Below are 14,655 nucleotides of genomic sequence, written 5' to 3'. Positions count from 1 at the left end.
AACGAGCAAATAACAATAAATTGAAGTTGAGTTTTTCAGGCAACTTTTTGACGTTTTGCGACTTTTACTGCCGATTCAGCTGATGGCAGGATGCGGGCGCGAGGGAAGGTGGCCAGTGCTTCCGTGCCTTCGCGCAGTTTTGAGAACAGGTGGAATTCACCGTCATGCATGTGGACGAGGGCCTGAACGATGGGAAGACCAAGGCCGGTACCCTGTTCGGCATTCTTGATGGCGATCGAGCCTTGGCCAAAGGTGGAGAGAACAATGGGAATTTCCTCCGGCGGAATGCCGGGGCCATTGTCGCGCACGGAGACATATTGCCCGCCGCCCGCTGTCCAGCCGACCTTGACGTCGATGCGGCCGTTTTGCGGGGTGAATTTTATCGCATTGGCGAGGAGATTGAGAATGATCTGGCGGATCGACCGCTCATCGGCGCGCAGCCGCCACAAGCCGGTTTCGAATTGGGGAACGACCCGGATACTCTTGTTGCGGGCTTTCAAATCCATCATGTGGATGCATTCATCGGCAATATCGCTGAGGAGCAGGGGTTCCTCATTGATGGAATAACGCCCGGCTTCGATACGGCTCAGATCGAGAATTTCATTGATCAGATTGAGCAGATGATCGCCTGATGCATGGATATCACCTGCGTATTCGCGGTAGGTGGCGTTTTGCATGGGCCCGAGCACTTCTTTGGCCATGACTTCGGAAAAGCCAAGGATGGCGTTGAGCGGTGTGCGCAGTTCGTGGCTCATGGAGGCGAGGAAGCGTGATTTGGCGAGATTGGCTTCCTCGGCGCGGCGGCGGCCTTCATCGGACATGGCATTGGCGGTTTCAAGCTCGGCAATCAGCGCGTCTTTCTCCGCCTGCAGGGCGAGGGATACGGAAACCGAGCGGTTGAGGCGCGTGGCGACGAGATAGAAGAACGCCAGCCCGGCAAAAAGCATGATCACCATCGTTGCCTGTATCGGACTTTGCAGATGGCTCGTGGCAAGAATTGTATAGGTGATAACAGGCAGGGTGAACGCAGCGAGGATGGCAGCGCGCAAGGCCGAGCAGATGATGGCGGTGATGGCCATGGCGAGGATCAGCACAACCGCCTGAATAACCGGGAAAAGGCTGATGCCACAGGTGGAACAGCCCAAAAAGGAGAAATAGGCCCAGCCCATGCTGGTGAGGAAATGACCACCGAGATAGATAACCTGCCAGTTCTTGACCTGTTCATCGTGGATGCCGATTTTATCCAGATGGCGGGCGAGGAGGCCGAGAACAGCATAAAGGCCGATTGTGATGGTTGCCCAGACGACCATATCCCGGCCAAACCCGGCGAAAACACCGGCCACTGCAATCATCGCAATGAAAAGCGGGAGCGTGGCTGCGTTCACGATCAAGGCGCGGGTGTGCATGAACAGCAATTCGCGCTCGAAATGCTTCACGCCCGCATGTTCCATCAGGCGATCACGGGCGCGGCGCACGACAACAGACAAATCCTTGTTGCGCGGCGGTTTGCGCCGGTCAACAATGTTTTTGTCTGCATTTGCCGCGTCGAGTAATGCCATGCGCCTTGTTCCAGATCATCGTTTGTCTGCTCATTTGGCAGCATTGCATCGCAAGCCTATGGATAAATGATTAAAAGACTTCAAACCTGCCGGGAGAATCAATCTTGATGGACGTATTCTTGCGATGAGTGGACGCTTCCGGGGATACCATCAGCAACGTCAGGCACGGCCACCGCGTTCTTTCGCGCGGAAACTTGTTGATTTCATCCTGATGCTGGTTTTCTTTGCTCTGGTTGCGCTTCTGGCGGCGCGGTTGTCCATTCCGCGCGATGAGCAGGAGATAACCGGCAAGGCCTATGTCATCGATGGTGACACGATTGTCTTGACGGGCAAACATATCCGCCTCAAGGGCATCGACGCGCCTGAGCTTGCGCAGCGTTGCGGCGAGGTGCCTGCGGATTACCCCTGCGGGCAGGTGGCAAGGCGGGCACTGGACAAGCTGATCAGCAGCAGGGCCGTGCGGTGCGAGATAACAGGACAGGACAAGTATAAGCGCGATCTCGGCACGTGTTTTGCCAGTGAAACCAATCTTAACAGCATGATGGTCGAGGCGGGGCAGGCGACATCCTATGGCGCCTATTATGACGAGGAAATGCGGGCGAAGGCGGAACGAAAAGGCCTGTGGGCGGGTTCCTTTGACAGGCCGCAGGATTGGCGAAAGGTGCATGAAGGCAGCGTGGAAACATCGCCCTCGCTGTTGGACTGGTTGTTCGACGCTATCAATAGCGCCTATGATTGGGTGTATCAGAAATTGGGAGAGTTTTGGTGAAACTATATGATGGAGGACGCGCGCCAAACCCGCGGCGGGCAAGGATTTTTCTGGCAGAAAAGGGCATCGAGGTACCGCTTGTGCCTGTTGATATGGGGGCGATGGGACATCGCTGTGCAGAAATCACCGCACTCAATCCCTTGCAGCGTCTGCCTGTGCTGGAACTTGATGATGGCACTGTGATTGCGGAGTCGGTGGCTATCTCCCGCTATTTTGAGGAGCTTTATCCGGAGCCTGCTTTGTTCGGCCGGGGGGCGCTTGGCAAGGCTTTGGTGGAGATGTGGCAGCGGCGGGTGGAGTTTAACCTCCTTGCTACGGTTGCTTCCGCCTTCCGGCACATTCATCCGGCTATGGTCGAGTGGGAGGTGCCGCAAATTCCTGAATGGGGCGAGGCAAACAAGCCAAAGGCCATCGCCTTTCTGGATGTTCTGGACAAGCAGCTTGAGACCAATGCGTTCATCGCGGGCGATGAATATTCCATCGCGGATATTACAGCGCTCGTGGCGATTGATTTCTTCAAGCCCGCCCGGATTCAGCTGCCCGATTATGTCACGCATGTGAGGCGCTGGTACGAGGCGGTATCAAACCGGCCAAGCGCCAAGGCGTGAACGTGCCAGAGATCGCCCCCCTGTCATCGCAGATCAAGGCGTGTCGCCTGTGCCGTGATGCGCCGCGCTATCTGCCGCCTTTGCCGCATGAGCCCAATCCTGTCTGCGTGATGTCGCAGAGCGCGCGTATCGTCATTTGCGGACAGGCGCCGGGCATTCGTGTTCACAACACTGGCCTGCCGTTCAACGATCCATCGGGGGACCGGCTGCGCGAGTGGCTCGGGGTTAACAGGGATCAGTTCTACGATCCGCATAAATTCGCCATTGTGCCGATGGGGTTCTGCTTTCCCGGCTATGATGCGCATGGCGGGGACTTGCCGCCGCGTAAAGAGTGCCGCGAGACGTGGCATGATCAGGTTTTTGCCGCCATGCCGCAGGTCGAGTTGATCCTGACAATCGGCCAATATGCGCAGACCTATCACCTCGGCAAGCATCGCCGGGCCAGCGTGACGGAAACGGTTTTTCACTGGCAGGATTATTTCAACCCTGCGTCGGGGCCTTCCATTTTAGCGCTGCCGCATCCGTCCTGGCGCAATAGCGGGTGGTTGCGGAAGAATCCATGGTTCGGAGAGAACGTTCTTCCTGTGCTGCGGGAGAAGGTCAAGATTCTAATTTGATCGCTTTCCGGACGAAATTTTTTCGAAGTTTATAAAGTTTAGAATAATTTTCTTGTACGATGGTCGAATAACGGACCATAAAGTATCCCATTCCAAGGGGATTGAATGTCATGGACAGACTCGACCGAAAAATTCTTCGCCTCCTGCAGGAGGATGCAACGCTCGCGGTGGCTGATGTCGCCAAGAAAGTGGGGCTGTCGACGACGCCTTGCTGGCGCCGCATCCAGAAACTGGAGGAAGATGGCGTAATCCAGCGTCGTGTTGCCATTCTTGATCCGGTGCGCGTGAATACGCGGGTGACGGTGTTCGTGTCGATCCGCACCGGTGCGCATAACAATGAATGGCTGAAGCGCTTTTCCGAAGTGGTTCAGGAGTTCCCGGAAGTGGTCGAGTTCTACCGCATGAGCGGCGATGTTGACTATCTCCTGCGCGTTGTTGTGCCTGATATTGCCGCTTACGATGCGGTCTACAAGCGCCTGATCGCCAAGATCGACATTCGCGATGTGTCATCGGCCTTCGCCATGGAGCAGATCAAATACACGACCGAGCTGCCGCTTGATTATATGAGCATTGAAAAGGAATCGGGCTGATATCATCAGCCCGATCCATCACGGCTGGCTATTTCTCCAGCCGTGCCAACAGGGATGATGTGTCCCAGCGTTTTCCGCCCATGTTCTGCACCTGTTTGTAAAACTGATCGACCAGCGCCGTCACCGGCAGTTGTGCGCCGTTGCGGTCAGCCTCATCGAGGCAGATACCGAGATCCTTGCGCATCCAGTCCACGGCAAAGCCGAAATCATACTTTCCGGCATTCATGGTCTTGTGGCGGTTTTCCATCTGCCAGGAGCCCGCAGCGCCCTTGGAAATGACTTCAATGACCTTTTCGATATCAAGGCCAGCCTTCTTGCCGAAATGAATGCCTTCGGCAAGCCCCTGGACCAGTCCGGCAATGCATATCTGGTTGATCATCTTGGTCAACTGCCCGGCACCAACTGGCCCCATCAGGCCGACCATCTTGGCGAAGGATCCGATGACGGGCTTTGCCTTGTCGAAGGCCTCCGATTCGCCGCCAACCATGACTGTGAGAACGCCATTTTCGGCACCGGCCTGACCACCTGAGACTGGCGCATCAAGAAAATGAAAGCCGCGCTTGCTTGCTTCTGCACCGAGTTCACGTGCCACTTCTGCCGAGGCGGTGGTGTGATCGATGAAAATCGAGCCCTTTTTCATCGCATGAAAAGCGCCATTGTCGCCAATGGTAACAGCGCGCAAATCATCATCATTACCGACACAGGAGAAGACGAAATCCTTATCCGCAGCGGCTTCTGCGGGGGTTGGCGCGTGTTGGCCCTGAAACTGTTCAGCCCACTTCTTTGCCTTCTCGCCGTTGCGGTTGAAGACGGTGACGTCATGGCCCCCGCGGGTCTTTAGATGACCCGCCATCGGGTAACCCATAATACCAAGACCAATAAATGTGACTGTTGCCATTCCGTAATTTCCTCTGTCAGATAGGCTATGTGTTCGAAGATTTGCGGGAGAGGTTAGGACAATGCGGCGGATCATCAAAGGCCTATTGTGGATAGTTTTCTCGCTCATCCCTATCGCTTTAATTGCAGCAGGGGTTGGTTATGTCTGGCTCGCACGTTCAGTAACTCCGGCGACGGGCGAAATGGTGCTGGCCGACCTTTCGGCACCTGTGACCGTGACGCGCGACAGGAACGCTGTTCCGCATATTGTCGGTAACAATGTCGATGATGTCCTGAGGGCTCTTGGCTTTGTCCACGCGCAGGAGCGCTTGTGGCAGATGGAAGTCACACGCATGGCCGGGCAGGGGCGCTTGTCGGAAATGTTTGGTGACAAGACTGTTTCCACTGACCGCTTTTTGCGTTCGCTCGGCGTTTATGAATCTGCTGTTGCATCAGCTGCAGCACTTGCCCCCGAAGATCGCAAGCATGTTGACGCCTATGTGCGCGGCATCAACGCGTTCATCAACAGCAGCGGGCGTTCCTTCGCGTCTAAATATTCGCCGGAATTTGTCGTTCTTGGCTACAAGCCGGATGAATGGACCGCAGCAGATGTCATCGTGACATTGAAGATGATGTCGGTGACGCTGGCTGCGAATATCGATCAGGAAGTAAATCGTCTGAAATTCGCCCGGCTTGGTATGTCGGATGCGGAAATATCAGACCTGTTGCCGCCGGTTGCTGATGATGCACCGCAGCCCATGCCTGACCTGAAGCAATTGCTTGGTTTGCCCAGCGGCACCATCAAGACCGGTGCGCTGGAAGCCGAAGAGCAATTTGCCTCGCTCAATGCAATCATGTCGACGGGTGCTTCTAACAACTGGGTCGTGGGCGGTGCGAGAACGGAAACGGGCAAGCCAATCCTTGCCAATGATCCGCATCTGGGGTTGGGCGCACCTGCCGTATGGTATCTGGCACATCTTGAAGTGAAAAATGCCGATGGCACGAGCCGGAATCTCGTCGGCGTGACACTTCCCGGTGCGCCGCTGGTGCTGCTTGGACGTAATGACCGGGTAGCATGGGGCTTCACCAATACGGGTTCCGACGTTCAGGACATTTTTATCGAGCGCATCAATCCGGCCAATCCGGATGAATATCAGACACCTGAGGGTTTTGCGCCTTTCCAGAAGCAGCCGGTGACGATCAAGGTCAAGGGTGCGAGCGATGTGACCTTTAACCGGATGGTCACGCGGCATGGTCCGGTCTTGCCTACCGATTATCGTGGTCTCGATCACTATCTGCCCGAGAATACGGTTGCCGCACTGTCGTGGACCGCACTTGCATCCGATGACAAAACCATATCTGCCGGTTTGAAACTCTGGGATTTTGCCAATGTCACCGATTTCCAGAACGGAATGCGCGATTTCGTGACGCCGATGCAATCGATGGTTATTGCGGATGTTGATGGCAATATTGGTCTGATTGCCCCGGGCCGGGTGCCCGTCCGCGATCCAGCCAACCAGATCATGGGCCGCGCACCATCCCCCGGTTGGGACGCAACTTATGACTGGAAGGGGTATATCCCCTATGAGGAACTGCCGCGCGCTTATAACCCTGCCGATAACGTCATTGGCACAGCCAATACCAAGATGGTCGACGCGACCTATCCGCATTTCCTGACATTCGATTGGGATGAGACATGGCGAATGGACCGGATCAAATCGCTTGTCTATGGCGCGAACCAGCAATCAATGGAGACCAATCGCAAGGCACAGGGCGATGCCTATTCCAATGCCTATGCGGCACTTGGCCCTGTTATGCTGAAGCTCATTGAGGGGCGCAAGGATGTGGATCAGGCGGCTTTCAAGCAACTGAGCCAATGGGACTATGTGGAAGACCGCAACAAGATCGAGCCGTTGCTGTTCAATGCATGGCTGCGCTTGGCGACCAAGCGGATTGTCGAGGATGACCTTGGCGAGGCTTTCCCGGCCTTTTGGCAGGGCCGGGTATCAGCCATGCTACGCTGGCTCGGACCCAATCCGGTACGCAATTGGTGTGATGACGGGCGCACGCCAGAAAAGGAAAGCTGCGGCGACGTGCTTGCTCTGGCACTCGGCGATGCGCTGAAGGATCTGGATGGACGCCTTGGCACAGACCGTTCGAAATGGAACTGGGGCGCTGTGCATTATGCCTATGGCGCACACCGGCCTTTTGCGCAGGTCAGCCCGCTTGACCGGATTTTCAACGTGGACGTTCCGGCATCGGGCGGGGCATTCACGCTTGACCGGGCAAAGTCGCTGTTTACGGATGAAAGCAATCCATACCGTGCGGTGCATGGCAGCAGCTATCGCGGATTGTTCGATCTGGCTGATCTCAACCGGTCGACCTATATCCAGACAACAGGACAATCCGGCAATGTGTTTTCGGCCAATTACCGCGACTTTGCGCAGAAATGGGCCGATACACAGGCGATTACGATCTCGACGGACGAGAAAGTGTATCAGGATGGTCTACTTGGCATCTGGCGGTTGAAGCCGCAATAGGCCTAGGTGAGAGGTGTCATCACCGCTTTTTGATAGGCAGGACGGGTTTTGAGACGCTCATACCATGCCAGCAAATGCGGATGATCAGGGCGCTTGATCGGCATTTCAAACCACGCATAGACGAAGCAGCCAAGCGGAATGTCGCCAATGCTGAAGGTCTTGCCGGAGAGATAAGGCTGGGATGCAAGCGCTGCGTCAGCAATGGCAAACATCTCGCCGCAAGCTGCAAGGCCCTTTTCCTTGGCCGCATGGTCCTGCTGGTCAGGTGCAAGGCGCACTGTGTTCCAGAACACGTCACGGAACGGACCGGCAATGCTCGCCGTTGTCCAATCCATCCACTTTTCAGCGCTGGCGCGGGCTGCCGGGTCCTCGATATACAGGCTGGATTTTCCGTATTGAGCGGCGAGATAGCGGACAATCGTGTTGCTTTCCCATAGCGCCAGTCCATCATCCTCAATGGCCGGGACACGGCTGTTGGGATTTATGGCGCGATACGCCGGGTCGGTGACGATGCCATGAGCACCGCCAGCCGGAATGTTCTCATAGGGGATCGCAAGCTCTTCGGCAGCCCAGAGTGCCTTCTTGACGTTGGTCGAGTTGGCTCGACCCCAGATTTTCAGCATGGCTCACTTCTTTTCAGTTTAGCGTATCAGATGCCGGGTGATACGGCGTTCCATCCAGTCCCAGATGTGGCGTAGCACTTCTACGAGCAGGAGATAGATGATAGCGGCCCACAGATAGGCCTGGAAATCGAAAGTCCGTGAATAGGCAAGTTTGGTGTAGCCCATGAGGTCATACACCGTGATCAGAGCCACGATGGCCGAGCCCTTGATCATCAGGATGACCTCATTGCCATAGGGGCGGAGCGCAACAATCAATGCTTGTGGCAGGATAACCTTGCGGAATGTCACGAATTTCGAGATGCCAAGCGACGCCGCGCCTTCCCATTGCCCGAGCGGCACACTCTGGATTGCGCCGCGCAATATTTCTGCCTGATAGGCTGCTGTGTTCAGGGCAAAGGCCAGAAAGCCGCAATACCAGGCTTCGCGGAAGAACCACCACAGGCCGATCGCTTCGACTTCTGTCCTGAATTCACTGATACCGTAATACATCAGGAATACCTGCGCGATCAGAGGCGTGCCGCGGAAGAAATAGACATAGGCATAGGCTATCCCAGAAGCGATCCTGTTCTTGCTCATTCGGCCAAAGGCGACGGGTATGGAAAGAACTGCCCCGAAAAGAATACCCGAGAATACGATTGTCAAAGTGGTGACGAGACCCTGCCAGTATTTGGGGCCATAGGTCTGGATGAGAACGATATCCCAGGCAAAATAGAGATCGAGGATGATCCCGATGATCAGCGCCGCCCAGACAGCGACAAGCAGGTGACCGATGATCCGCGCCTTGGTCCAGCGTTTTGGTGGCGCGGGCGGACGAGCCACCACAGCGGTGCGGGCGTTGAGGAAGCTTTCGGTCATCGCCTCACTCCACTGGCTTTGGTGCGCTTTTCAATTGCGCCGATGACGAAGGATGAGAGGATGGCAAGCACGAGATAGATCAGGCAGGCTGTGCCGTAAAACAGAAATGTATGTTTGGTGACGCGTGCTGCAACGCCGGTCTGGCGCAGGATGTCAGCAAGGCCGATGGCGGAAACAAGTGCGGTGTCCTTGAGCAGGATCATCCACAGATTGGAAAGACCGGGCAGGGCAACCCGGATCAGTTGTGGCAGGATCACTTTCCACATGGTCTGGCCATAGGAAAGGCCGATGGCATAGCCACCCTCATACTGTCCCCGCGGGATGGCGCGAAAAGCCGATAGAAAGACCTCGCTTGCATAGGATGAAAAGACTGCACCCATGGCGAACATGCCGGCAAGGAAGGAATTGATTTCGATGGTTCCGGCATAACCCAGCATCACGCCGAGCTTCTGAATACCGATCTGGGCACCGAAATAAACCAGAAAGAGGGTGAGAAGCTCAGGCAAGCCACGGAAAATCGTGGTGTACATATTGGCCGCAAGCCTGATGGATGGTTCTTCGGCCTGTTTTCCCAAGGCCACGAAAAATCCGATGAGCAGTCCAACGGGCAATGTCGCAAGAGCAAGACTGACAGTCACGAGAATGCCGCCTGCAATGCTGGTGCCCCAGCCGCCTTCACCGAATCCCAACAACGCAATTGAGCCCATAGGCTTCTTTCATTCTTTTGCAGGTCATTCCCCAGTGCTCGATTTTCGAGCAGACCTGTCATTCTTGAATTCAAAGATCAGAAATGGTTGGCGGAATATCTCCGCCAACCATCATTGGTCAATTCTAGACTTAAGTCTTAGTTATTCGGCACCATAAACGTCAAGCTTGAAGTACTTGTCGTTGATTTCCTTGTACTTTCCGTTCTTGCGGATTGCCAGGATCGCAGCGGAGAACTTGTCAGCCAGGGCTGTGTTGCCCTTCTTGACGGTCACGCCAGCACCCGGGCCATGGATGACTGGATCAGGTGTGATTGTGCCGAGAAGCTTGCAGCACTTGCCCGCATCGCTGTCGAGCCACTGACCGAGCACAACCGAGTCGTCCATGGCGGCATCGATACGACCGTTCGACAGGTCGAGCTTATATTCGTCAGCTGTCGGGTACATCTTGATGTCGGAGCCGGCATATTTGGCTTCGGCAAAGTTGGAGTGGCTGGTTGAAGCCTGAACACCCAGTGTCTTGCCCTTGAGCGACTCTGGCGTGACGTCCTTGAGCTTGGAATCCTTTGGTACGGCAATGCCTGGAGGTGTGTTGTAGTACTTCTTGGAGAAGTCGACCTTCTTCAGGCGTTCATCGGTGATGGACATTGATGCGATAATGGCATCGAACTTGCCCGCCTGCAGGGCCGGAATCATACCGTCCCAATCCTGTGATACGAAGGTACACTGTGCCTTCATCTCTTCGCAAAGCGCCTTGCCAATATCGATGTCAAAGCCCTCAAGCTTGCCATCCGGCGTCAGATTGTTGAAGGGTGGGTAGGCTCCCTCTGAAGCGATGGTCAGCTTCAGGGCGTCCTCTGCATGGGCCGCTCCCATGGACAATGCAAAGGCAACGGCAGCAACGCCGAGTGCGAGACGCTTGGTGATACGCATTATTCAACCTCTCTTTTGTGGCCCGGCTGTTCCCCTGTTCTTTTGGACAGCCTTCCGGGCAAGGTCGCAGTTTTTTACTGCTCCTGACGGCGATATTCCCACTAGTTTTCTGATAAAAGCAACCGGGAATCTTTTGCTACCCGGCGAATCTGCAAGGCAAAACCACATAATTGTTTTGGGATTATATTTTTGTTGCGCAGCTTCCGCGCGAAACGTCATTTCGTGACCCGTCTAGCGGGTAAGACCCATCTCACGTTCGATAAAGTCCGCCAATCCCGTCGTGTCATCAAGGTCAAAGACGGGAATCTGCTCGCCATCAATGGGGAAATCGCTGGCGATTGCGATGATGCTCGGATCATTCTGCGCCAGACTTTCGCCTGAACGGCCCTCGCGACGTCTTGCTTCGATCTTTTTATGGCCTTCGCGTTTATAACCTTCCACAAGAACAAGGTCACAAGGGGCGAACCGCGCGACAATATCGGCAAGAGATGGCTCATTTTCGTCGGTCAATTCGTGCATCAATGCCCAGCGGCGATCCGAAACGATTGCCACTTCTCCGGCACCGGCCTTGCGATGGCGATAGGAGTCCGTGCCCTCATGATCGATGTCGAAATCGTGATGGGCATGCTTGATGGTTGAAATCTTCCAGCCGCGCCGCGTCAGTTCGGTTACAAGCTTGACCGTCAGGGTGGTCTTGCCCGAGTTTTTCCAGCCGGTAATGCCAAAGATGCGGTGAGTCATGAATGTGTTTTCCAGTCATGCGATTCTGCAATCATCGCGCGGGCATGGTCAAGGTCATCGGGGCGATTGATATTGAAGAACGGATCGAACCTCTCGCCCGAATGCGTCGTTACAAGGGGAAAATCCACCTGATGATGAGCGTGCTCTTCAATCCAGACGCGCACACGGCGGTTTTGCGGATCGCGCAGCCATTGTTTCAGCTCATCTTTCTGCGTCACCGGCCAAAGTCCGAAGACCGGGTGCCACATATTACCGGAAACAGCGACAGCGATATGGTCAGGTGAGTCGGCGATTGCCTTGCCAAGCTTTGCGCTGAGATCGTGCGGGAAGAGCGGGGTATCCGTCGCAACAGTCAGTATGTGGGTGAATGGATCGGGTTGGCCTGCTGCCCATTCCATGCCCGCCAGAATGCCCGCAAGGGGGCCGGCAAAGCCCGAAACACTATCGGCGATGATTGGGAGAGTGAGATCAGCGAAGGCAGCGGGGTCGCCATTGCTGTTGACCCCCACAGTTTCGAGTTGCCGCGACAGGCGTTCAGTTATGAAATCAATCAGGCGCGCTTTGCCAAAGGGCAGCAATGCCTTGTCATGCCCGTCCATGCGGCTCGACCGGCCACCCGCCAGAATAATCCCTGCAATGCGCACTGTTTACACTCCGTCGGGCGATGAACTTGCCGCCGCTATCGTTGCGACCGGGACCATCCGTCCGACCACGCGTTCACGGTAGAGTGTATAAAGGCCGCTGCCAATAACGATAAGCGCCCCGATGATCATGGGGAGGTCAGGCAGGTCGCCGAAGAACAGAAAGCCCAAAAGAATGGCCCAGACAAGGCTGGTGTAACGGAACGGGGCGACGAAGGAAATCTCGCCCTCGCGCATGGCGAGAATGATGAAATGATAGGCCACAATCACGCAGCAGGAGGCGAAGAACAGCAGGCCTGTGTGGGTGAGTGTCATGGGCGTCCAGCCGCCCAATGGGATAATCAGGCCAATGCCTGCGAGCGATACGCCAACTGAAGTCAGTGCCGATATCATCAGGACAGGAATGGTTTTCGGAACTTTTCGCGTCGCAAGATCGCGCATCGCAGCAAAGATCACGGTTACAACAATCAGCAGGACATAATGGCTGACGCCCTCATAACCGGGGCGAACGATAATGAGCACGCCGCAAAACCCAATGGCGATGGCGATCCAGCGCCGCCAGCCCACTGGCTCGCCAAGAAACATGGCGGCACCCAGCGTGACTGCCAAAGGCAGGGCTTGCAGAATTGCCGAGGTGAGGGCGAGCGGAACATGAACAAGAGCGATAAGAAAACTGACCGTTCCCACCACTTCGCCGATAACACGCAGGATGGTCATGCGGTGCAGAGCATGGCGCAGTGGTATGAGCATGCCCTGATGCCAGGCGAGGAGCAGGATGAGCGTGGTCGCCATCAAACCGCGCACCAGCATTACCTGACCCATATTCATATGCTCGCCAACGAGTTTTACCGTAGCGTCATTGAAGGTGAAGCTGGCCATACCAATGGCCATATACAGGCTGCCGCGAAGATTGGGCGTAAGCGCCAAGGCATTCATCCGAATGAGAGCACGCGATTCTCCCCCGGAATCGCCAAGATTGATATATCAAGCCTGACGGCTTCTTGCATCCGGAATATTGAGAAAAGCTCTAGCCGCCTGTCACACTCATATGGCGGGAAACGGCAGGGCGATTGTGCCTGCGATCAATGATGAAATCATGCCCCTTGGGCTTGCGGCCAATGGCTTCGTCAATCGCGTCGTTCAAAAGTTCATTGCCCTCGGAAGCGCGCAAAGGCGCACGCAGGTCGGCGGCATCTTCCTGACCGAGGCACATATAGAGCGTGCCAGTGCAGGTGAGACGAACGCGATTGCAGCTTTCGCAGAAATTATGGGTCATCGGCGTGATGAAGCCAATGCGGCCGCCGGTTTCGCGAATGTGCGAATAGCGCGCCGGGCCACCGGTTTTGTAAGGGATGTCCTCAAGCGTGAACTGTTTGGCAAGATCGCTGCGAACCATGGAAAGCGGCAGATATTGGTCGGTACGGTCCAGATCAATCTCGCCCATCGGCATGGTTTCGATCAGCGTCAAATCCATATCGCGGCCATGGGCCCAGCGGATCATCTCCGGAATCTCGTGATCGTTGAACCCCTTGAGGGCGACCGCATTGAGCTTGATCCGGATACCGGCAGCCTGAGCGGCGTCGATGCCTTCAAGGACCCGGTTCAAATCACCCCAGCGGGTGATGGCATGGAATTTTTCCGGATCGAGCGTATCGAGCGAGACATTGATGCGCTTGACGCCGTGGTCGGCCAGTTCTGCCGCATAGCGGGCAAGCTGCGAGCCATTGGTGGTCAGCGTCAATTCTTCGAGAGCGCCTGAACGTAAGTGGCGGGAGAGTTCGCCAATCAAATGCATGATGTTCTTGCGGACCAGTGGCTCACCACCGGTCAGACGCAACTTCTTGACACCCTTTTCGATGAAGGCTGTGCAAAGGCGATCCAGTTCTTCGAGGGTCAATAAATCTTTCTTGGGCAGAAAGGTCATGTGCTCGGACATGCAATAGGTGCAGCGGAAGTCGCAACGATCCGTTACAGACACGCGTAAATAGCTGATTGTCCTACCAAAAGGATCAATCATCGGTGTCTGTGCAATCGTTTTGTCGAATAATGCGATATGGTCCAAGCAAACCTCCTTTGCAAGAGATAGGGTGGCGGTTACGGGTTGTCTAGTCACCTTCGGGTTATGTATGGCAATTTGGTGTTATGTATACCAATAATTGGCCGCTTGCGGCACTATGACCATGCGATTAGACAGGGTGTGCACAAAGGAGCATCTACCATGACCACTGCCTGGCCCAAGGAATTGCGTGTGAGCAAAGATCGCCGCTCACTGACTATCGCATTTGATACGGGCGAGACCTATACGCTGGGCGCCGAACTGTTGCGCGTTGCTTCGCCATCGGCAGAAGTGCAGGGCCATTCGCCAGAGCAACGCGTGACGGTGCCGGGCAAGATGAATGTTGAAATTGCCAAGATGGAGCCCATTGGCAATTATGCCGTGCGCATCACCTTCGATGACATGCACGACACCGGCCTTTTCAGCTGGGATTATCTCATTGATCTCGGCCGTAACCGGGACGAACGCTGGCAGGCTTATCTCGACGAACTGGCAGCAAAAGGCTTGAGCCGCGAGCCTGTGGTGAGCAGGCATCGCCACTGA

General features: G+C 55.5%; 16 protein-coding genes. 6 read left to right on the top strand and 10 right to left on the bottom strand.

The window, feature by feature from the left end:
* Positions 1 to 35: 35 nt before the first annotated feature.
* Complete coding sequence (locus BLU05_RS02645; RefSeq protein WP_091877659.1) at positions 36 to 1,559, bottom strand: sensor histidine kinase; 1,524 nt, start codon at positions 1,557 to 1,559, stop codon at positions 36 to 38.
* A gap of 124 nt (positions 1,560 to 1,683) precedes the next feature.
* On the opposite strand from BLU05_RS02645, the gene BLU05_RS02640 reads away from it, so the two are divergent.
* From BLU05_RS02640 to BLU05_RS02625, 4 genes are all read left to right on the top strand, one after another.
* On the top strand, positions 1,684 to 2,328 hold the full coding sequence (locus tag BLU05_RS02640; protein ID WP_091877658.1) for a thermonuclease family protein: 645 nt from the start codon (positions 1,684 to 1,686) through the stop codon (positions 2,326 to 2,328).
* Complete coding sequence (locus tag BLU05_RS02635) at positions 2,325 to 2,936, top strand: glutathione S-transferase (RefSeq protein ID WP_091877657.1); 612 nt, start codon at positions 2,325 to 2,327, stop codon at positions 2,934 to 2,936. Before BLU05_RS02640 ends, BLU05_RS02635 begins: the two co-directional genes overlap by 4 nt.
* Positions 2,937 to 2,938: 2 nt before the next feature.
* Positions 2,939 to 3,553: a uracil-DNA glycosylase family protein gene (locus BLU05_RS02630; protein ID WP_244518124.1), complete on the top strand. Its 615-nt coding sequence runs from the start codon at positions 2,939 to 2,941 to the stop codon at positions 3,551 to 3,553.
* 110 nt (positions 3,554 to 3,663) lie between these two features.
* A complete protein-coding gene (locus tag BLU05_RS02625) occupies positions 3,664 to 4,143 on the top strand; it encodes an Lrp/AsnC family transcriptional regulator (RefSeq protein WP_091877656.1) in 480 nt (159 codons plus the stop codon).
* Positions 4,144 to 4,171: 28 nt separating this feature from the next.
* On the opposite strand, the gene BLU05_RS02620 is transcribed toward BLU05_RS02625, so the two are convergent.
* Positions 4,172 to 5,041 carry an NAD(P)-dependent oxidoreductase gene (locus BLU05_RS02620; protein WP_091877655.1) on the bottom strand — a complete coding sequence of 290 codons (870 nt, stop codon included), beginning with the start codon at positions 5,039 to 5,041 and terminating at the stop codon, positions 4,172 to 4,174.
* A gap of 61 nt (positions 5,042 to 5,102) precedes the next feature.
* Here BLU05_RS02620 and BLU05_RS02615 point away from each other — a divergent pair, with 61 nt between their 5' ends.
* Positions 5,103 to 7,559, top strand: coding sequence for a penicillin acylase family protein (locus tag BLU05_RS02615; RefSeq protein ID WP_091877654.1), 2,457 nt, complete (start codon positions 5,103 to 5,105; stop codon positions 7,557 to 7,559).
* A 2-nt stretch (positions 7,560 to 7,561) separates the two neighbouring features.
* Here the strand turns inward: BLU05_RS02615 and BLU05_RS02610 are convergent, their stop codons facing one another.
* The 8 genes from BLU05_RS02610 to moaA form a co-directional block, all read right to left on the bottom strand.
* Entirely contained in the window at positions 7,562 to 8,182 is a 621-nt protein-coding gene (locus tag BLU05_RS02610) for a glutathione S-transferase family protein (protein WP_091877653.1), read from the bottom strand.
* 18 nt (positions 8,183 to 8,200) lie between these two features.
* The gene (locus BLU05_RS02605) at positions 8,201 to 9,037 is read right to left on the bottom strand and encodes an ABC transporter permease (protein ID WP_091877652.1); all 837 of its coding nucleotides are present in this window, start codon (positions 9,035 to 9,037) and stop codon (positions 8,201 to 8,203) included.
* A complete protein-coding gene (locus BLU05_RS02600; protein ID WP_091877651.1) occupies positions 9,034 to 9,744 on the bottom strand; it encodes an ABC transporter permease in 711 nt (236 codons plus the stop codon). The genes BLU05_RS02605 and BLU05_RS02600 overlap by 4 nt, the downstream gene beginning before the upstream one ends.
* Positions 9,745 to 9,885: 141 nt before the next feature.
* Positions 9,886 to 10,674, bottom strand: coding sequence for an ABC transporter substrate-binding protein (locus tag BLU05_RS02595; protein ID WP_091877650.1), 789 nt, complete (start codon positions 10,672 to 10,674; stop codon positions 9,886 to 9,888).
* Between the two features lie 231 nt (positions 10,675 to 10,905).
* Entirely contained in the window at positions 10,906 to 11,415 is a 510-nt protein-coding gene (gene mobB, locus BLU05_RS02590; RefSeq protein ID WP_091877649.1) for a molybdopterin-guanine dinucleotide biosynthesis protein B, read from the bottom strand.
* Positions 11,412 to 12,059 (bottom strand): molybdenum cofactor guanylyltransferase MobA, encoded by a 648-nt coding sequence (gene mobA, locus BLU05_RS02585; RefSeq protein WP_091877648.1) that lies wholly within the window; start codon positions 12,057 to 12,059, stop codon positions 11,412 to 11,414. Before mobA ends, mobB begins: the two co-directional genes overlap by 4 nt.
* A gap of 3 nt (positions 12,060 to 12,062) precedes the next feature.
* Positions 12,063 to 12,983 carry a DMT family transporter gene (locus tag BLU05_RS02580; RefSeq protein ID WP_244518122.1) on the bottom strand — a complete coding sequence of 307 codons (921 nt, stop codon included), beginning with the start codon at positions 12,981 to 12,983 and terminating at the stop codon, positions 12,063 to 12,065.
* A 100-nt stretch (positions 12,984 to 13,083) separates the two neighbouring features.
* On the bottom strand, positions 13,084 to 14,073 hold the full coding sequence (moaA, locus tag BLU05_RS02575) for a GTP 3',8-cyclase MoaA (protein WP_244518180.1): 990 nt from the start codon (positions 14,071 to 14,073) through the stop codon (positions 13,084 to 13,086).
* Between the two features lie 201 nt (positions 14,074 to 14,274).
* On the opposite strand from moaA, the gene BLU05_RS02570 reads away from it, so the two are divergent.
* Positions 14,275 to 14,655 (top strand): gamma-butyrobetaine hydroxylase family protein, encoded by a 381-nt coding sequence (locus tag BLU05_RS02570; RefSeq protein ID WP_091877646.1) that lies wholly within the window; start codon positions 14,275 to 14,277, stop codon positions 14,653 to 14,655.

It is taken from the genome of Phyllobacterium sp. OV277 (assembly GCF_900104355.1).
In the GTDB taxonomy this organism is placed as follows: Bacteria; Pseudomonadota; Alphaproteobacteria; order Rhizobiales; family Rhizobiaceae; genus Phyllobacterium.
This window is presented reverse-complemented; position numbering and strand designations above follow the sequence as displayed.

What these genes read in the sequence shown, in the direction of transcription:
- BLU05_RS02610 (WP_091877653.1), bottom strand. Translation starts at nt 8,182, where the DNA reads ATGCTGAAAATCTGGGGTCGAGCCAACTCGACCAACGTCAAGAAGGCA.
- moaA (WP_244518180.1), bottom strand. Translation starts at nt 14,073, where the DNA reads ATGATTGATCCTTTTGGTAGGACAATCAGCTATTTACGCGTGTCTGTA.
- BLU05_RS02615 (WP_091877654.1), top strand. Translation starts at nt 5,103, where the DNA reads ATGCGGCGGATCATCAAAGGCCTATTGTGGATAGTTTTCTCGCTCATC.
- BLU05_RS02620 (WP_091877655.1), bottom strand. Translation starts at nt 5,041, where the DNA reads ATGGCAACAGTCACATTTATTGGTCTTGGTATTATGGGTTACCCGATG.
- BLU05_RS02605 (WP_091877652.1), bottom strand. Translation starts at nt 9,037, where the DNA reads ATGACCGAAAGCTTCCTCAACGCCCGCACCGCTGTGGTGGCTCGTCCG.
- BLU05_RS02600 (WP_091877651.1), bottom strand. Translation starts at nt 9,744, where the DNA reads ATGGGCTCAATTGCGTTGTTGGGATTCGGTGAAGGCGGCTGGGGCACC.
- mobB (WP_091877649.1), bottom strand. Translation starts at nt 11,415, where the DNA reads ATGACTCACCGCATCTTTGGCATTACCGGCTGGAAAAACTCGGGCAAG.
- BLU05_RS02640 (WP_091877658.1), top strand. Translation starts at nt 1,684, where the DNA reads ATGAGTGGACGCTTCCGGGGATACCATCAGCAACGTCAGGCACGGCCA.
- BLU05_RS02570 (WP_091877646.1), top strand. Translation starts at nt 14,275, where the DNA reads ATGACCACTGCCTGGCCCAAGGAATTGCGTGTGAGCAAAGATCGCCGC.
- BLU05_RS02645 (WP_091877659.1), bottom strand. Translation starts at nt 1,559, where the DNA reads ATGGCATTACTCGACGCGGCAAATGCAGACAAAAACATTGTTGACCGG.
- BLU05_RS02625 (WP_091877656.1), top strand. Translation starts at nt 3,664, where the DNA reads ATGGACAGACTCGACCGAAAAATTCTTCGCCTCCTGCAGGAGGATGCA.
- BLU05_RS02595 (WP_091877650.1), bottom strand. Translation starts at nt 10,674, where the DNA reads ATGCGTATCACCAAGCGTCTCGCACTCGGCGTTGCTGCCGTTGCCTTT.